A 16,571-nucleotide genomic window follows, 5' to 3' on the forward strand; every position below is an offset into this window, starting at 1 on the left:
GGCCGGGGGCGGACGCGATGCTGTGCGGGTGAGAGCGACAACCAGGACGACCTTCTCCCGGCGCGCCATGCTGCGCGGGATCGGCGGCACCGGCATCGGCGCCCTGCTCGCCGGCTGCGGCGTGCCCGCCGCCTATGTCGAGCCCGGCGCCCGGGCCGGCCGCGACCTGTCCGCCCGCGACCGGGTGCTGCACTTCGCCAACTGGCCGCTCTACATCGACACCGACGACGACAACACGTCGAAGCGGCCCACCCTGGACGCCTTCACCAGGAAGACCGGGATCTCCGTGCGCTACACGGAGGAGATCAACGACAACGACGAGTTCTTCGGCAAGATCAGCCCGGCCCTGATGAACCACCAGGAGACCGGCCGCGACCTCATCGTCATCAGCGACTGGATGGCCGCCCGCTTCGTGCGCCTCGGCTGGGTCCAGGAGATGGACCGGGCCAAGCAGCCCAACGTCGCCAAGTACCTGGACCCGCTGCTGCGTTCGCCCGCCTTCGACGAGGGCCGGCTGCACTCGGTGCCCTGGCAGTCCGGGATCACCGGCATCGCGTACAACCGCAAGAAGCTCGGCCGTGAGATCCGCTCCACCCAGGACCTGTGGGCCCCCGACCTGCGCGGCAAGGTCACCCTGCTGTCCGGGCTCGACGAGTCCTTCGCGCTGCTCATGCAGGGCAACGGCGTGGACGTCACCCGCTGGACCGCCGACGACTTCCACCGGCTGTGCGACCAGATCGACAAGCTGGTGCGCACCAAGCACATCCGCCGCTTCACCGGCAACGACTACATCAAGGACCTCTCCACCGGCGACGTCCTCGCCTGCCAGGCGTACTCCGGCGACGTCATCCAACTCCAGGCGGACAACCCGGACATCGAGTTCGTGGTGCCCGAGGAGGGCGCCGAACTGTGGGCCGAGTCCCTGATGATCCCCAACCTGGCGCAGCACAAGACCAGCGCGGAGGCGCTCGTCGACTTCTACTACCAGCCCGAGACAGCCGCCGAACTCGCCGCCTGGGTCAACTACGTGTGCCCGGTGCCCGCCGCCCGTGACGTGCTCGCCGACTCCGGCGACGAGGAACTCGCCGAACTCGCCGAGGACCCGCTGATCTTCCCCGACGGCGACATGCGCAAGCGGCTCGCCATCGCCCGGGACATCACCTCCGAGGAGCGCACCGACTTCGCCAAGCGGTGGAACTCCATCGTCGGTCTCTGACGCTCTCCGAGCGTGCCGCGGTCTCGGCGGACCCCCCGCTTTTGAACACGTTCAGAGCGGGCGTACGCTGAGGCCATGAGCGACACGAACGGGCCGAGAGCCCTCCTCAAGCGCATCCGCGTCTGGCTGGTCGTCTTCATCGTCTGCCTGGTGCTCAGCGGCGCCACGGCCTTCCCGCTGGTCACCGAACTCCGCCTGCTCGACGAGGCATTGGGGTCCTGGGCCGCCCCGGCCGGTGATCTCCTGCCCGGCCTCGCCGAGTGGATCGCGCGGGTGCGGGCCGGGGTCGAGGGCGCCGACGCGAGCGCCCCGTACCTCCTCTACGGCACCGACTGGCTGGCCTTCGCCCACCTCGTCATCGCCGTCGCCTTCTACGGGCCCTACCGCGACCCGGTCCGCAACATCTGGGTGATCGACTTCGGCATGATCGCCTGCGTCGGGATCATCCCGCTCGCCCTGATCTGCGGGCCGGTCCGGGGCATCCCCTTCTGGTGGTCGGTCATCGACATGTCCTTCGGGGTGTTCGGGATCCTGCCGCTGCTCGCCGTACGACGGCTCATCAAGCGCCTCGAAGCGCTCGGCGGCACCGCGGGGGCGGGGGCGGGGGCCGGGGCGGGCACGGGAACCGGGGTCGGGGTCAGTCCGACGGCAGGCCGTACGTCGCCAGCATGAGGCCGAGCGCCACCTGGTTCATGTCCTGGCCCTTCGCGTCCGTCGCGTCGACCGAGTAGACCAGGGTCCGCTCACCGTGCCGGGTCGAGGCGATGGCCGTGTTGTAGCCCCAGCGGCCACCGGTCTTGCCCCACACCTCGCGCCCGCCCAGCTTCTTCATCGACAGGCCCACCGAGTACGCCGCCGGGTCGCCGGTCTTCGCGTCCGGCACCTTCGGCAGGGTGAACATCTCCTCCAGGAGCGGCCCGCGCACCACCCGGCCCGCGAACAACGCCCGGGTGAACCGCTCCAGATCGGCGGTGGTCGAGATCAGATCGCCCGCCGCCCAGGTCTCCGTCTGGCTCCACACCGTCACGTCCCGCAGCGCCGTCGAGCCGTCGGGTCCCGCCATCCGCTGGTACCCGTGGTTGAACCGGCCCTCGATGCGCGGGCTCGTGCCGGGGGAGTAGGTGTCGCGCAGCCCGAGCGGCCGCAACACCCGCCGTGCCAGCTGGTGTTCGTACGAGTCGCCGGTCACCCGCTCGATGATCAGGCCCGCGATCGTGTAGCCGATGTTCAGGTAGTGCTGCTTCTCGCCCGGCGCGAACTCCCGCGGCTTCGCGGTCGCCGACCGCACCAGGTCGCGCGGGTCGTGCCGGTCAAGCCGGTGCGCGTACCACTCCTCGACCGTCTCGCCCGGCAGGTCCGCCGCCGGGATGCCATGGGTGTGGTCGAGCAGCTGACGGACGGTCACCTCGCCGTACGAGGCGGGGATCAGCTCCGGCAGGTACGAGCGGGCCGTCCGGTCCAGGTCCAGCCGCCCCTCCGAGGCCAGCTGGAGCGCGAGCGCCGCCGTGAACACCTTCGTCACCGAACCCGCCCGGAACCGGCCGCCCGGGTCCGCCGGACGGTTGCTCCGCAGGTCCCGCACACCCGAACTCCCCTGCCAGGAACCCTCGGTGCCGCCGACCCGGGCGAGCGCCGCCGTGGCGTCCTGCGACGGAAGCCCCGCGAGGACCCGGTCGAGGGCGGCGGACCCCGGCAGCGGGGCGGTGGCCGTGGTGGCCTGCGCGGCGGACTGCGGCGCGGCGGCGGCGGGCAGGGCCGCCGGGCCCGTCACGACGCCCAGGACCAGGGCGGCGGCGATCAGGGTGCGGGTGGTGTTCCTCATGGTCGGTCAACTCCGTGGGTGTGAGCCGTCGTTCTCGATGGCTCCATCCTGCTGACCCGGGCCGCGCCACGGATCGCCCGCCGTGGGGGTATCGGACGGGCGGCCGCCTCCCCCGCGCGGGGGAGTCCGCTACCCGGCCGGGGGAGCGCCCGCCGTGACCAGACCCGTCTCGTACGCGCAGATCACCGCCTGGATCCGGTCCCGCAGGCCCAGCTTCGCGAGGACGTTGCCCACATGGGTCTTCACGGTGTGGTCGCTGACCGTCAGCTCCGCCGCGATCTCCGCGTTCGACAGACCGCGCGCGAGCAGCAGCAGCGTCTCCCGCTCCCGGGCCGTCAGTACGTCGAGCCGAGGGTCGGGCCCGCCCCCGGCGGGCCTGCGCGGGCCGCCCGCCGTGTACTGCTCCACCAGGCGGCGCGCCACCGACGGCGCGAGCAGCGCCTCGCCCGCCGCCACCACCCGGACCGCGTGCACCAGGTCGTCCCGGCGGACGTCCTTCAGGAGGAAGCCGCTGGCGCCCGCGTGCAGCGCCTCGTACACGTACTCGTCGGCGTCGAAGGTCGTCAGGATCACCGTCCGGCACCCGAACTCGGCGCTGATCACCCGGCACGCCTCGATGCCGTCCATCCGGGGCATCCGGATGTCGAGCAGCGCCACGTCCGGCCGGTGGCGGCGCACGGCCTCCACCGCCGCCGCGCCGTCGGCGACCTCCGCGACCACCTCGATGTCGTCCTGGACGTCCAGGATCAGCGCGAAACCGCTGCGCACCAGCTCCTGGTCGTCGGCGACCACCACTCTGACCGTCATCGTGCCTCCAGCGGGAGCACCGCCCGCAGTTCGAATCCCCGCCCGTCCGGGCCCGGGCCGGTCGTCGCCGTGCCGCCGTGTGCGGCGGCCCGTTCGCGGATCCCGAGCAGGCCGTGGCCGCCGGTGCCGGTTCCGCCGGAGCCGGGCTCGCCGCGCGGGCCGCGGCCGTCGTCGGTGACCCGGATCCGCAGGGCGTCGCCGCCGTCGGGCCCGTGGTCGAGGCGTACCGTCACCCGGCTCGCCCCGGCGTGCTTGACCACATTGGTCAGGGCCTCCTGCACGATCCGGTACGCGGTCGCGCCGGTCGCCCGCGGCAGCGGCGGCTCGAAGTCCGCCGTCGTGCAGGTGACGTCGAGTCCGCCGTCGCGCACCCGGTCGAGCAGCGCGGGGAGTTCGGCGAGGCCGGGCTGCGGCGCGCGCGGGGCGGGCACCGGGCCGTCCGCGGACGCCGGTCCTTCGTCCCGCAACACGCCCAGCATGGAGCGGAGTTGGGTCATGGCCTCCCGGCCGGTCGCGGAGATCGCGTCGAACGCGGCCTCGGCCCGCTCCGGGGCCTTGCGGACCGCGAGCGGGCCCGCCTCGGCCTGCACGATCATCAGGCTGACGGCGTGCGACAGGATGTCGTGCATCTCCCGGGCGATCCTGGCCCGTTCGCGCGCGGCGGCCCGTTCCTCCTCCACCCGGTGGGTGCGCCGGCGGGCGTCGGTGAGCCGGCCGAAGACATAGGCGGCGGCGAACACGAAGACGGAGAAGGTGAGTTCACGCGCCGACTGGGTGTTGAGCCACACCGACACCGGCACCGCGAAGGTCACCACCACGGCGGCGGCCAGCCGCTTCGGGCCCGGGGACAGCACCGCGACCGTGTAGAGGCTGAGCAGCCCGGTGTACGGGAGCGGCTGCCCAGGCCCTTCCAGGGCGAGCCGGTACAGGCCGCTGGTGGCGACGATCGCGAGGAGCACGGCGAGCGGGGCGCGGCGGCGCCAGACCAGCGGGAGCACGGTGAGGGTGGTCAGCCCGTACGCGGGCCAGGTCGCCGGTTCGAGCTCGGGCGGGCGCGGCACCACGAACGGCATGGTCATCGCCGCCTGCACGAGCAGCGCGATGCCGATGTCGACGGCCCACGGGTTGGCCGCCGCCCAGCCGCGGACGGTCCGCCCGGCCCGGTCCGCCGCCTGCCGTCCGGTCCGTCCCGACCGTGCCTCCCGTCCTGCCCGCGCCCCCGGTGTCCGCATCAGGGCTTGCGGCCCACCGCGCCGAACTGGGCGACCTCGGCCGCCTCCGGGGCGCGCCAGCGGGCGCAGGACACGATGCCGGGTTCGAGGATGTCGAGGCCGTCGAGGAAGGAGGCGAAGTCGGCGCGGCCGCGGGCGGTGATCGGCGGGGTGGCGTGGGCGTTCCAGAACTCCATCGCCGCCACGTTGGCCTCGCCGCCGAGGTCGGCGTCGTAGGTGGGGTGGGTGAGCACCAGGTGGCTGCCGGAGGGGACCCCGGCGAGCAGGGTGCGCACGATGGAGCGGGCCTCGTCGGTGTCGAGGACGAAGTTCAGGATGCCCAGCATCAGGATCGCCACCGGGCGGTCCAGGTCGAGGGTGCCCGCCGCCGTGGCGAGGATCTTCTCCGGGTCGCGGGCGTCGGCGTCGACGTACTCGGTGGCGCCCTCGGGGGTGCCGGTGAGCAGCGCGCGGGCGTGCGTGAGGACGATCGGGTCGTTGTCGACGTACACGATCCGGGCGTCCGGGGCGACCCGCTGGGCGACCTCGTGGGTGTTGTCGGCGGTGGGCAGTCCGGTGCCGATGTCGAGGAACTGGCGGATGCCCGCCTCGGCGGCCAGATGGGTCACCGCGCGGCCGAGGAACGCCCGGTCGGCGCGGGCCACCGCGCCGATGCTGGGGTGGAAGGAGGTCACCTGGTCGCCGACCGCACGGTCCACCGGGTAGTTGTCCTTGCCGCCCAGCCAGTAGTTCCACACGCGCGCGTTGTGCGCGATGTCGGTACGGATGCGGTCGGTCATGGGCGGGCCTTTCGCAGGACGGTGTCCACCAGGGCGTCGACGCGATTCGTGGTGATCGAATCGACCCCGTTGTCGATCAGCTTACGCATGTTCCTTTTCGTGTCGGGCGTCCACACCGACACCAGGAGCCCGTCCCGGTGCACCCGCTCCACCAGCTCCCGACTGGCCAGGCCGAAGCGGAAGTTGAGCCAGCGGGGCCGTACCGCGTCGAGCAGCACCGGACGCGGCGGCGCGAGCGAGGTCCAGGTCAGCGCGATCTCGGCGGCCGGGTCCGCCGCGCGCACGTCCAGCATCGCCGTGGCGCCCGCGCAGTAGTACACCCGCTCGCCCGCGCCGCATTCGCGGACCGTGCCCACGATCCGGCGCACCGAGGCCGCGTCGCCGCCCGGCAGGTCCAGCATCAGCCGGTGCGGGCCCGCGGCGAGCAGTGCCTCGCGCAGGGTGGGGATGCCGTCGGCGGTGAACTCCCTGATCTCGTCGAGGCCCAGCCCGGACAGCGGCCGGTCGAGCCCCCACAGCCGCTTCAGGGTGTCGTCGTGCAGCAGCACCGGGACGCCGTCGGCGGTCAGCCGCACATCGACCTCCACCGCGTCCGCGCCCCGCTCGAACGCCGAGACGATCGAGGGGACGGTGTTCTCGCGGACGCGGTAGGGGTCGCCGCGGTGGCCCACGGCGAGCGGGCGGGACGCCGGCGCGGCGAGTGCCGGAGCGGCGGGCGCCGCCGCCGTCGTGGCGGCTGTGGTCGCCGTGGGGGTGGTGGGGTCGGTGGGGAGGGTCATGACCCCCATTGTCCCGGCCCCGCCCCGGCTGTCAGGCGGACAGCCAGCCTTCCGTGTACGTGTCGATCTCCTCGGTCAGCTTCGCCTTGCCCGCCTCGTCGAGGAACGACGCCTCCACCGCGTTCTTCGCGAGCGCCGCGAGACCCCGCTCGTCGAGCCCGAGCAGCCGGGCCGCCACCGCGTACTCGTTGTTCAGGTCGGTGCCGAACATCGGCGGGTCGTCGCTGTTGATCGTCACGAGCACCCCGGCCTCCACCATCTGCTTGATGGGGTGGTCCTCCAGGCGCTCCACCGCGCGGGTCGCGATGTTCGAGGTCGGGCAGACCTCCAGGGCGATCCGGTGCTCCGCCAGGTGCTTGAGCAGCTCCGGGTCCTTGACCGAGCTGGTGCCGTGGCCGATCCGCTCCGCGCCCAGCTCGTTCAGCGCGTCCCAGACCGTCTCCGGGCCGGTCGTCTCGCCCGCGTGCGGCACCGAGTGCAGGCCCGCGGCCCGCGCCCGGTCGAAGTACGGCTTGAACTGCGGGCGCGGCACGCCGATCTCCGGGCCGCCGAGGCCGAACGCCACCAGGCCCTCGGGGCGCAGCTCCACCGCGAGCCGCGCGGTCTCCTCGGCCGCCTCCAGGCCCGCCTCGCCCGGGATGTCGAAGCACCAGCGCAGGATCACGCCGAGCTCGGTCTCGGCCGCCTTGCGGGCGTCCTCGATCGCGGCCATGAACGCGTGCTCGTCGATGCCGCGCCGGGTCGAGCTGTACGGGGTGATGGTCAGCTCCGCGTAGCGGATGTTCTGCCGGGCCATGTCCCGGGCCACCTCGAACGTCAGCAGCCGGACGTCCTCCGGGGTGCGGACCAGGTCGACCACCGACAGATAGACGTCGATGAAGTGCGCGAAGTCGGTGAACGTGAAGTAGTCGGTCAGCGCCTCCGGGTCCGTCGGGACCTTGGAGTCCGGGTGGCGGGCGGCCAGCTCGGCGACGATCCGGGGGGACGCGGAGCCCACGTGGTGGACGTGCAGCTCGGCCTTCGGGAGCCCGGCGATGAAGGAATGCAGGTCGGTCATCCGGTCATGGTAGGCCGCGACCTTCCCCCTGATGGCGTAGGTCGTAGCATGGTTCGACCACGATGGGGGAGGCCCATGTCCGAAAACAGTGACCAGCCGGTGGACCCGTGGGCTCCGCCGAACCGTGACGGTGTCGAGCTGAGCAAGGGGGCGGGCGCGCCGGGTGACGGTACGCCCGGCGCTCCCGGTGTTCCTGGTGCGCCCGGGGGAGTGCACGACCAGCGGACCGTCGCCGCCATGCCGGGGGCCGAGCTGCCGCCGCCGCCCGTCGCGCCCGGCGGTGCCTACGGGTACCCGGCCGCGCCCACGCCGCCGGTCGCGCCCGGCGCGCCGCAGACCCCCGGCTACGGGTACCCGGTCGCGCCGCCCGCGCCGTACCCCGGCTACGGCCAGCAGGGCTGGGGCATGCAGCCGTCCAACGGCATGGGCACCGCGGCCATGGTCGTCGGCATCTGCGGTGTCGCCCTGGCCTTCTGCTCGTACGGCATCCTCGGTCTGATCCTGGGCGCGGTCGCGCTCGGGCTCGGCATCGCGGGGCGGAAGAAGGCGCGGCGGGGCGAGGCCACCAACGGCGGGCAGGCGCTCGCGGGTGTCATCCTCGGCGCGGTCGGTCTGGCGCTCGGCGTGGCCGGGATCGCGCTGATCGTCTTCCTGGCCACCCACGCCGACGAGTTCTCGGACAGTGACAGCGGCTACGACAGCGATCCGTTCTCGACGTCCCTGGTGGTCGGCGCGAGGTAGTCCGGACGGCCGTCGGCGGGCGGGCGCGCGGCTGCCGTCAGGCGGCCGCCGTGTCCGCCCGCAGCCGTTCCCGGGCCGCCATCAGCGCGAAGCCCAGCAGGTTCAGGCCGCGCCAGCGCTCCGGGTCCGTCGCCCGGGGGTCGTCGGCCGCGAGGCCGATGCCCCACACCGGGTCCACCGGGCTCGCCTCGACCAGGACCCGGTCACCGGTGCCGAGCAGGAACGCGCGCAGCTCGGGGGCCGAGGCGAACTTGTGGACGCTGCCCGCGGTCACGATCGCCGAGCGCTCCCGCCGCCAGACCTCGTCCGTGAAGCCCCGGACCAGCCGGCCCGCCTTCTTCGCCTCCGCCGGGGTGCGGGCGGCGAGGATCCGCTCCGCCGCCTCCGGGTCGTCGAACAGGCGCGCCTTCGCCGCCATCATCCAGTGCTCGGCCGTCGCGTACCGCACGTCGTCGACCACGAAGGGTGACGGCCACCACTGGCTCAGACAGCTCGACGAGAGTCGGCCACTCGGGTATGGGCGATGGCCCCAGAAGTGCAGCCATTTGATCCGGTCGCCGGTCGCCTCGGCCGTTCTGACCTGCTGCTTCAGTTCCTCGATACCCTGCATGCACGCCACCTTGCCAGTCGCCACGGACACTCCGTACGGCAATTTCGCGCCACCCTCGACACATGGTCCACCGATTCCGTCGCGTAACCAAAAGGCAACAACGGAATCACTTGTTGGACCACTGTGGCTCTGTCAGGATCGGCACTCAACTTGAGCTGGAACAACGGAGAGCGTCATGGGCAACCGCTTCCAGGTGTCGGATCGCTTCGCGGACGGCGCGCAGTACATCGGGGGGCGACTCCGCCCCGGAACCTCGGAGCAGGAACACAGCGTCATCGACCCGGCCACCGGTGAGGCCGTCTACACCTACCGGCTCGCGTCGGTCGCCGACGTCGACGACGCCGTCGCCGCGGCCAAGGCCGCCTTCCCCGGCTGGGCCGGTGCCACCCCCGGCGAGCGCTCCGACGCGATGCACCGCTTCGCCGCCGTGCTCGCCGCCAAGGCCGAGGAGTTCGCCCAGGTCGAATCCCTCCAGTGCGGCAAGCCCATCAAGCTGACCCGCGAGTTCGACGTGCCCGGCACCGTCGACAACACCGCCTTCTTCGCGGGCGCCGCCCGCCACCTCCAGGGCCAGTCCGCGGGCGAGTACGACGGTGACCACACCTCGTACGTACGCCGCGAGCCGATCGGCGTCGTCGGCTCCATCGCCCCCTGGAACTACCCGCTGCAGATGGCCGCCTGGAAGGTGCTCCCGGCCATCGCCGCGGGCAACACCATCGTCCTCAAGCCGGCCGAGCTCACCCCGCTGACCTCGCTCCTGTTCGCGCAGGCGGCCACCGAGGCCGGGATCCCCGACGGTGTCGTCAACGTCGTCACCGGCGCCGGGCGGACCGTCGGCGAGCACCTGGTCGGGCACCCCGACGTCGCCATGACCTCCTTCACCGGCTCCACCCCGGTCGGCAAGCGGGTCGCCGAGATCGCCACCGCCACCGTCAAGCGGCTCCACCTGGAGCTCGGCGGCAAGGCGCCCTTCCTCGTCTTCGACGACGCCGACCTGGAGGCCGCCGCGCACGGCGCCGTCGCCGCCTCCCTGATCAACAGCGGGCAGGACTGCACCGCCGCCACCCGCGCGTACATCCAGCGCCCGCTGTTCGACGCCTTCGTGGCGCGGGTCGCGGAGCTCATGGAGACCGTGCGGCTCGGCGACCCCTTCGACCCGTCGACCGACCTCGGTCCGCTCGTCTCGCACGCCCAGCGCGACCGGGTCGCCGGTTTCGTGGACCGGGCCCGCGGCTACGCCACCGTCGTCACCGGCGGCGAAGCCCCTGGTGGTGAGCTGAAGAACGGCGCATACTACCGTCCCACCCTGATCACCGGCGCCGCGCAGGACAGCGAGGTCGTGCAGTCGGAGATCTTCGGTCCGGTCCTGGTGGCCCTGCCCTTCGACAGCGACGACGAGGGCATCCGGCTCGCCAACGACACCCCGTACGGGCTCGCCGCCTCCGCCTGGAGCCGCGACGTCTTCCGGGCCAACCGGGCCACCCGGGAGATCAAGGCCGGATGTGTGTGGGTCAACGACCACATCCCGATCATCAGCGAGATGCCCCACGGCGGCTACAAGTCGTCCGGGTTCGGAAAGGACATGTCGGCGTACTCCTTCGAGGAGTACACGCAGGTCAAGCACGTGATGTACGACAACACCGCGGTGGCGGCCAAGGACTGGCACCGCACGATCTTCGGGGACCGATAGCAGTCAGCCGTCCGACCGGCGGCGAACCCATCCCGAAAGGGCACAGCGCATGGAGTACCAGCCCGACAGCCTGTCCGCCGCCCAGTTCGCGGCGATGCGGCGCAGCCTCACGAGCGGCCGGGGCGCCCTCACCCGCCGCTCGGTGCTGCGCGCCGGAGGCGTCGGCGCGCTCACCGTCGGCGGTCTCGCCGCGCTGAGCGGCTGCGGCATCCCGCCCGCCAAGCGGGAGGGCCAGGGTCCGGCGTCCACCGACTTCTCGGCCAAGGAGAAGTCGCTGAGCTTCTCCAACTGGACCGAGTACATGGACGTCAGCGAGGACGAGAAGTCCCGGCCGACCCTGGAGGCGTTCACCAGGCGGACCGGCATCAAGGTCAAGTACACCGAGGACATCAACGACAACGTCGAGTTCTTCGGCAAGATCAAGCCGCAGCTCGCGGCCGGCCAGGACACCGGCCGCGACCTGATCTGCGTCACCGACTGGCTGGCCGCCCGGATGATCCGGCTCGGCTGGGTGCAGAAGCTGGACGCGTCGAACCTCCCCCACGCGTACGCCAACCTGTCCCCGCAGTTCCGCAGCCCCGACTGGGACCCGGGCCGGGCCTACTCGTACCCCTGGACCGGCATCTCCTGCGTCATCGCCTACAACCAGAAGGCGACCGGCGGGAAGAAGGTCGACTCCGTCACCCAGCTGCTCGACGACCCCGCCCTCAAGGGCCGGGTCGGGTTCCTCACCGAGATGCGCGACACCGTCGGCATGACCCTGCTCGACCTCGGCAAGGACCCCGGCAGCTTCACCGACGCCGACTACGACGCGGCGATCGGACGGCTCCAGAAGGGCGTCGACAAGAAGCAGATCCGCCGCTTCACCGGCAACGACTACACCTCGGACCTCGACAAGGGCGACATCGCGGCCTGCCTCGCCTGGGCCGGAGACGTCATCCAGCTCCAGGCCGACAACCCGGACATCAAGTTCGCCATCCCGTCCGCCGGATACATCACGTCCAGCGACAACCTGCTCGTCCCCGCGCAGGCCCGGCACAAGACCAACGCCGAGAAGCTGATCGACTACTACTACGAGCTCCCGGTCGCCGCCCAGCTCGCCGCGTACATCAACTACGTGTGCCCGGTCGACGGCGTCAAGGACGAACTCTCCAAGATCGATCCCGCGCTCGCGAACAACACCCTGATCGTCCCCGACAAGGCGATGGTCAAGAAGTCGCACGCCTTCCGCTCGCTGACCAGCGCACAGGAGACGGCGTACGAGGAGAAGTTCGCCAAGCTCATCGGTGCCTGACGCCGCCCCCCTCTCTTCTCACGAACCCCTGGGATCCCACCCATGACTGACAAGAACACCGGCGGCGACGTCCGTCTCTCCGGCATCAGCAAGTCCTACGGCTCGTTCCACGCCGTCCGCCCGCTGGACCTCACCATCCCGCAGGGCTCCTTCTTCGCCCTGCTCGGCGCCTCCGGCTGCGGCAAGACGACCACGCTGCGCATGATCGCCGGACTCGAGGACCCGACGACGGGCACCGTCTTCCTCGGCGACCGCGACGTCACCGACCTGCCGCCCTACAAGCGGCCGGTGAACACCGTCTTCCAGTCGTACGCGCTGTTCCCGCACATGACGATCTCCGAGAACATCGCCTTCGGCCTGCGCAGGCGCGGCATCAAGACGGTCAAGCCGCAGGTCGACGACATGATCGAACTCGTCCAGCTCGGCGAGCACGCCCACAAGAAGCCGCACCAGCTGTCCGGCGGCCAGCAGCAGCGCGTCGCCGTCGCCCGCGCGCTCATCAACCACCCCCAGGTGCTGCTCCTCGACGAACCGCTCGGCGCCCTCGACCTCAAGCTGCGCCGCCAGATGCAGCTGGAGCTCAAGCGCATCCAGACCGAGGTCGGCATCACCTTCGTGCACGTCACCCACGACCAGGAGGAGGCCATGACCATGGCCGACCAGGTCGCGGTCATGAACGGCGGCCGGGTCGAACAGCTCGGCGCCCCCGCCGACCTGTACGAGAACCCGCAGTCCACCTTCGTCGCGAACTTCCTCGGCACCTCCAACCTCATCGAGGCCGAGGTCGCCGGGACCGGCGCCGACATCACCGTCACCGCCGGCGGCGGCACCCTCAAGCTGCCCGGCGACCGCTGTAGCGCCGCCGTCCGCACGGGCGGCAAGGTGCTCGTCGGCGTACGGCCCGAGAAGATCTCCCTCACCCACGCCGACGACGCCGCGGACATCGCCGACGGCCGCAACCGGGTCACCGGCCGGATCGTCGAGTCCTCCTTCATCGGCGTCTCCACCCAGTACGTGGTCGACGGCCCCGCCGGCGCCGGACTCCAGGTGTACGAGCAGAACATCGAGCGCGACGAGCGGCTGCGCCCCGGCGCCGAGGTCGTCCTGCACTGGAACCCCGCCCACACCTTCGGTCTGGACGCGGCCCAGTCCCTGTCTGCTGGGACGATGGGCGACGCGGGCGTGGAGACGGTGGAGGACGCCTCGTGACCACCCCCACCCTCACGAAGGCGGCGCCCGCCCCGGCCGAGGAACCGCCGGTGCGCAAGCCCTCCACCCGCAAGCGGCTGGTGCCCTACTGGCTGCTGCTGCCCGGCATCATCTGGCTGCTCGTCTTCTTCGCGCTGCCGATGGTCTACCAGGCGTCGACGTCGGTGCAGACCGGCTCCCTGGAGAAGGGCTTCGAGGTCACCTGGCACTTCCAGACCTACTGGGACGCCTTCCAGGAGTACTGGCCGCAGTTCGTCCGCTCGCTGCTGTACGCGGGCACCGCGACCCTGCTGTGCCTGCTGCTCGGCTACCCGCTGGCCTACCTCATCGCCTTCAAGGCCGGCCGCTGGCGCAACCTCGTGCTCGTCCTGGTCATCGCCCCGTTCTTCACCAGCTTCCTCATCCGCACGCTGGCCTGGAAGACGATCCTCGCCGACGGCGGCGCCGTGGTCGGCGCCCTGGACACCCTCCACGTCCTCGACGTCACCAGCTGGCTCGGCTGGACCGAGGGCAACCGGGTGCTCGCCACCCCCATGGCCGTCGTCTGCGGCCTCACGTACAACTTCCTGCCCTTCATGATCCTGCCGCTCTACACCTCCCTGGAGCGGATCGACGGCCGGCTCCACGAGGCGGCGCAGGACCTGTACGCCTCGCCCGCCACCACCTTCCGCAAGGTGACCTTCCCGCTGTCGATGCCCGGCGTCGTCTCCGGCACCCTGCTCACCTTCATCCCGGCGAGCGGCGACTACGTCAACGCCGAACTCCTCGGCTCCACCGACACCAAGATGGTCGGCAACGTCATCCAGTCCCAGTTCCTGCGGGTCCTGGACTACCCGACGGCCGCCGCCCTGTCGTTCATCCTCATGGCGATCGTGCTGCTCATGGTCACCGTCTACATCCGCCGAGCGGGAACGGAGGACCTGGTCTGATGCGTTGGATCCGTCGGAACCTCGTCGTCATCGCGGGCCTGCTGACGCTCGCGTACATGATCCTGCCGAACGTCGTCGTGATGGTGTTCTCGTTCAACAAGCCGAACGGACGCTTCAACTACGCCTGGCAGCAGTTCTCCCTGGACGCCTGGAAGGACCCCTGCGGGGTCGCCGACATGTGCCAGTCGCTGACGCTGTCGCTGCAGATCGCCGCCTGGGCGACGGTCGGCGCCGTGGTGCTCGGCACGATGATCGCCTTCGCGCTGGTCCGCTACCGCTTCCGGGCCCGCGGCGCGATCAACTCGCTGATCTTCCTGCCGATGGCGATGCCCGAGGTCGTCATGGCCGCCTCGCTGCTCACCCTGTTCCTCAACATGGGCGCCGAGCTGGGCTTCTGGACCGTCCTCATCGCGCACATCATGTTCTGTCTGTCGTTCGTCGTCACCGCCGTCAAGGCGCGCGTGATGTCCATGGACCCCCGCCTGGAGGAGGCCGCCCGCGACCTGTACGCGGGACCGGTGCAGACCTTCCTGCGGGTGACGCTGCCGATCGCGGCGCCCGGCATCGCGGCCGGTGCGCTCCTCGCGTTCGCGCTGTCCTTCGACGACTTCATCATCACCAACTTCAACGCGGGCTCCACCGTCACCTTCCCCATGTTCGTGTGGGGCTCGGCGCAGCGTGGCACCCCCGTGCAGATCAACGTCATCGGCACGGCGATGTTCGTCATCGCGGTACTGGTGGTCGTGGCCGGGCAGATCATTACGAACCGGCGCAAGAAAACAGCAACAGCCTGACCGGCCGTCGGTCAGGCACCGAAGGAGTTGGAAACCATGGCCCCAGTCGCCATGCGTCTCGCTGCACAATCTCTCTCCGACGCCCAGCCCGTCCCCTTCTGGCTGGAAGACCCCGGCAAGCCCGGCGCCCTGCCCGCCCTCACCGGCACCGAGCGGTGCGACCTGCTCGTCGTGGGCGGCGGCTACAGCGGACTGTGGACCGCGCTCATCGCCAAGGAGCGCGACCCCTCCCGGGATGTCGTCCTGGTCGAAGGCCACGAGGTGGGCTGGGCCGCCTCGGGCCGCAACGGCGGCTTCTGCGCCGCGTCGCTGACGCACGGCTTCGGCAACGGGCTCGCCCGCTGGCCGCACGAACTGCCGAAGCTGGAGGCGCTGGGCGCCGCCAACCTCGACGCCATCGAGGCCGCCGTCGCCCGCTACTCGATGGACTGCGACTTCGAGCGCACCGGCGAGATCGACGTCGCCACCGAGGCGTACCAGCTCGACGAACTGCACGAGGTGTACGAGGCGGCCGCCGAGCTCGGCCTCGCCGACGGCCTCGACCTGCTCGACCGCGACGCCATGCGCGCCGAGGTCGACTCGCCGACCTTCCACGGCGGCCTGTGGGACCGCGACGGCGTCGCCATGGTCAACCCGGCCAAGCTCGCCTGGGGCCTCAAGCAGGCGTGCCTCGACCTCGGGGTGCGGATCTTCGAGAACACCCCGGCGCTCGACCTGGTGTCCGCGGGCGGCGGCATGGCCGTGCGCACCCCGTACGGCCGGATCGCGGCCCGCCGGGTCGCGCTCGGCACCAACGTCTTCCCCTCGCTGGTCAAGCGGGTCCGGCACTACACCGTCCCGGTGTACGACTACGCCCTGATGACCGAGCCGCTGAGCGCCGAGCAGCTGGCGGCCATCGGCTGGAAGAACCGGCCGGGCCTCGGCGACTCCGCGAACCAGTTCCACTACTTCCGGATCACCGCCGACAACCGGATCCTGTGGGGCGGCTACGACGCCATCTACCGCTTCGGCGGCAAGGTGCAGGCCGAGATGGACCACCGGCCGGAGACCTATCTGAAGCTGGCCCAGCACTTCTTCACCTGCTTCCCGCAGCTGGAGGGCCTGCGCTTCAGCCACGCCTGGGGCGGCGCGATCGACACCTGCTCGCGCTTCTCGGCGTTCTTCGGCACCGCGTACCAGGGCAAGGTGGCGTACGCCGCCGGATACACCGGGCTCGGCGTCGGCTCCACCCGGTTCGGCGCGGACGTGATGCTGGACCTGCTCGCGGGCGAGCGGACCGAGCGCACCGAGCTGGACATGGTGCGGTCGAAGCCGCTGCCGTTCCCGCCGGAGCCGATCGCGTGGGCGGGCATCGGCCTGACCAAGTGGTCGCTGGCGCGGGCCGACGACAACGGCGGCCGGCGGAACCTGTGGCTGAAGACGATGGACAAGCTGGGACTCGGCTTCGACAGCTGACGACCAGGGCCCCTCTCCGAGGTCTTTGTGAGCCAGATCACAACTGACGGGTAGGAAACCCGCGTCATAGCGGGGGCCCGGCCCGCTCTCTCCGTGTGGACACCGCGACCGCGGTTTCCGCACGGAGGGAGACAGTGGTGATGACTGGTACGGAGAC

The 16,571-nt window shown here is 71.4% G+C and carries 16 protein-coding genes; 9 read left to right on the forward strand and 7 right to left on the reverse strand.

Translation table 11 applies throughout. From position 1 onward, the window contains the following. Positions 1 to 67 precede the first annotated feature (67 nt). A complete protein-coding gene (locus ACIPXM_RS30405; RefSeq protein WP_401662297.1) occupies positions 68 to 1,216 on the forward strand; it encodes a spermidine/putrescine ABC transporter substrate-binding protein in 1,149 nt (382 codons plus the stop codon). 75 nt (positions 1,217 to 1,291) lie between these two features. Further along, the gene (locus ACIPXM_RS30410) at positions 1,292 to 1,888 is read left to right on the forward strand and encodes a hypothetical protein (protein ID WP_401662081.1); all 597 of its coding nucleotides are present in this window, start codon (positions 1,292 to 1,294) and stop codon (positions 1,886 to 1,888) included. Here the strand turns inward: ACIPXM_RS30410 and ACIPXM_RS30415 are convergent. The 6 genes from ACIPXM_RS30415 to ACIPXM_RS30440 form a co-directional block, all read right to left on the reverse strand. Then, on the reverse strand, positions 1,854 to 3,038 hold the full coding sequence (locus tag ACIPXM_RS30415) for a serine hydrolase domain-containing protein (RefSeq protein ID WP_401662084.1): 1,185 nt from the start codon (positions 3,036 to 3,038) through the stop codon (positions 1,854 to 1,856). The genes ACIPXM_RS30410 and ACIPXM_RS30415 overlap by 35 nt on opposite strands. A 129-nt stretch (positions 3,039 to 3,167) precedes the next feature. Further along, positions 3,168 to 3,845: a response regulator gene (locus ACIPXM_RS30420; protein WP_401662087.1), complete on the reverse strand. Its 678-nt coding sequence runs from the start codon at positions 3,843 to 3,845 to the stop codon at positions 3,168 to 3,170. Continuing rightward, complete coding sequence (locus ACIPXM_RS30425; protein ID WP_401662300.1) at positions 3,842 to 4,924, reverse strand: sensor histidine kinase; 1,083 nt, start codon at positions 4,922 to 4,924, stop codon at positions 3,842 to 3,844. The genes ACIPXM_RS30420 and ACIPXM_RS30425 overlap by 4 nt, the downstream gene beginning before the upstream one ends. A 152-nt stretch (positions 4,925 to 5,076) precedes the next feature. Beyond that, positions 5,077 to 5,856, reverse strand: coding sequence for an SAM-dependent methyltransferase (locus ACIPXM_RS30430; RefSeq protein ID WP_401662090.1), 780 nt, complete (start codon positions 5,854 to 5,856; stop codon positions 5,077 to 5,079). Continuing rightward, positions 5,853 to 6,635: a glycerophosphodiester phosphodiesterase gene (locus tag ACIPXM_RS30435; protein ID WP_401662092.1), complete on the reverse strand. Its 783-nt coding sequence runs from the start codon at positions 6,633 to 6,635 to the stop codon at positions 5,853 to 5,855. The genes ACIPXM_RS30430 and ACIPXM_RS30435 overlap by 4 nt, the downstream gene beginning before the upstream one ends. A 31-nt stretch (positions 6,636 to 6,666) precedes the next feature. Next, a complete protein-coding gene (locus tag ACIPXM_RS30440) occupies positions 6,667 to 7,692 on the reverse strand; it encodes an adenosine deaminase (RefSeq protein WP_401662095.1) in 1,026 nt (341 codons plus the stop codon). Positions 7,693 to 7,767: 75 nt separating this feature from the next. Here ACIPXM_RS30440 and ACIPXM_RS30445 point away from each other — a divergent pair, with 75 nt between their 5' ends. Then, entirely contained in the window at positions 7,768 to 8,433 is a 666-nt protein-coding gene (locus ACIPXM_RS30445) for a hypothetical protein (protein WP_401662097.1), read from the forward strand. A gap of 37 nt (positions 8,434 to 8,470) precedes the next feature. On the opposite strand, the gene ACIPXM_RS30450 is transcribed toward ACIPXM_RS30445, so the two are convergent. Continuing rightward, complete coding sequence (locus ACIPXM_RS30450) at positions 8,471 to 9,043, reverse strand: NADAR family protein (protein WP_401662100.1); 573 nt, start codon at positions 9,041 to 9,043, stop codon at positions 8,471 to 8,473. Positions 9,044 to 9,218: 175 nt separating this feature from the next. Between ACIPXM_RS30450 and ACIPXM_RS30455 the strand changes: the two genes are divergently transcribed. The 6 genes from ACIPXM_RS30455 to ACIPXM_RS30480 are packed head-to-tail and all read left to right on the forward strand — an operon-like array spanning position 9,219 to position 16,414. Beyond that, the gene (locus tag ACIPXM_RS30455) at positions 9,219 to 10,733 is read left to right on the forward strand and encodes a gamma-aminobutyraldehyde dehydrogenase (RefSeq protein WP_401662102.1); all 1,515 of its coding nucleotides are present in this window, start codon (positions 9,219 to 9,221) and stop codon (positions 10,731 to 10,733) included. Positions 10,734 to 10,782: 49 nt separating this feature from the next. Continuing rightward, positions 10,783 to 12,027, forward strand: a complete 1,245-nt coding sequence (locus ACIPXM_RS30460) for a PotD/PotF family extracellular solute-binding protein (protein ID WP_401662104.1) — start codon at positions 10,783 to 10,785, stop codon at positions 12,025 to 12,027. Between the two features lie 42 nt (positions 12,028 to 12,069). Continuing rightward, entirely contained in the window at positions 12,070 to 13,236 is a 1,167-nt protein-coding gene (locus ACIPXM_RS30465; protein ID WP_401662106.1) for an ABC transporter ATP-binding protein, read from the forward strand. Continuing rightward, the gene (locus ACIPXM_RS30470; RefSeq protein WP_401662109.1) at positions 13,233 to 14,165 is read left to right on the forward strand and encodes an ABC transporter permease; all 933 of its coding nucleotides are present in this window, start codon (positions 13,233 to 13,235) and stop codon (positions 14,163 to 14,165) included. The genes ACIPXM_RS30465 and ACIPXM_RS30470 overlap by 4 nt, the downstream gene beginning before the upstream one ends. Then, positions 14,165 to 14,959 (forward strand): ABC transporter permease, encoded by a 795-nt coding sequence (locus ACIPXM_RS30475; protein WP_401662111.1) that lies wholly within the window; start codon positions 14,165 to 14,167, stop codon positions 14,957 to 14,959. Before ACIPXM_RS30470 ends, ACIPXM_RS30475 begins: the two co-directional genes overlap by 1 nt. Before the next feature lie 36 nt (positions 14,960 to 14,995). Then, positions 14,996 to 16,414 carry an NAD(P)/FAD-dependent oxidoreductase gene (locus tag ACIPXM_RS30480; protein WP_401662114.1) on the forward strand — a complete coding sequence of 473 codons (1,419 nt, stop codon included), beginning with the start codon at positions 14,996 to 14,998 and terminating at the stop codon, positions 16,412 to 16,414. Positions 16,415 to 16,571: the final 157 nt, after the last annotated feature.

This window comes from Streptomyces sp. NPDC090025 (assembly GCF_044748125.1).
GTDB lineage: Bacteria > Actinomycetota > Actinomycetes > Streptomycetales > Streptomycetaceae > Streptomyces.

Bases quoted from the DNA above. Each gene is read 5' to 3' on its own strand.
- ACIPXM_RS30430 (WP_401662090.1), bottom strand. From the start codon at position 5,856: ATGACCGACCGCATCCGTACCGACATCGCGCACAACGCGCGCGTGTGG.
- ACIPXM_RS30420 (WP_401662087.1), bottom strand. From the start codon at position 3,845: ATGACGGTCAGAGTGGTGGTCGCCGACGACCAGGAGCTGGTGCGCAGC.
- ACIPXM_RS30435 (WP_401662092.1), bottom strand. From the start codon at position 6,635: ATGACCCTCCCCACCGACCCCACCACCCCCACGGCGACCACAGCCGCC.
- ACIPXM_RS30465 (WP_401662106.1), top strand. From the start codon at position 12,070: ATGACTGACAAGAACACCGGCGGCGACGTCCGTCTCTCCGGCATCAGC.
- ACIPXM_RS30455 (WP_401662102.1), top strand. From the start codon at position 9,219: ATGGGCAACCGCTTCCAGGTGTCGGATCGCTTCGCGGACGGCGCGCAG.
- ACIPXM_RS30410 (WP_401662081.1), top strand. From the start codon at position 1,292: ATGAGCGACACGAACGGGCCGAGAGCCCTCCTCAAGCGCATCCGCGTC.
- ACIPXM_RS30475 (WP_401662111.1), top strand. From the start codon at position 14,165: ATGCGTTGGATCCGTCGGAACCTCGTCGTCATCGCGGGCCTGCTGACG.
- ACIPXM_RS30460 (WP_401662104.1), top strand. From the start codon at position 10,783: ATGGAGTACCAGCCCGACAGCCTGTCCGCCGCCCAGTTCGCGGCGATG.
- ACIPXM_RS30415 (WP_401662084.1), bottom strand. From the start codon at position 3,038: ATGAGGAACACCACCCGCACCCTGATCGCCGCCGCCCTGGTCCTGGGC.
- ACIPXM_RS30440 (WP_401662095.1), bottom strand. From the start codon at position 7,692: ATGACCGACCTGCATTCCTTCATCGCCGGGCTCCCGAAGGCCGAGCTG.
- ACIPXM_RS30445 (WP_401662097.1), top strand. From the start codon at position 7,768: ATGTCCGAAAACAGTGACCAGCCGGTGGACCCGTGGGCTCCGCCGAAC.
- ACIPXM_RS30425 (WP_401662300.1), bottom strand. From the start codon at position 4,924: ATGACCATGCCGTTCGTGGTGCCGCGCCCGCCCGAGCTCGAACCGGCG.
- ACIPXM_RS30450 (WP_401662100.1), bottom strand. From the start codon at position 9,043: ATGCAGGGTATCGAGGAACTGAAGCAGCAGGTCAGAACGGCCGAGGCG.
- ACIPXM_RS30405 (WP_401662297.1), top strand. From the start codon at position 68: ATGCTGCGCGGGATCGGCGGCACCGGCATCGGCGCCCTGCTCGCCGGC.
- ACIPXM_RS30480 (WP_401662114.1), top strand. From the start codon at position 14,996: ATGGCCCCAGTCGCCATGCGTCTCGCTGCACAATCTCTCTCCGACGCC.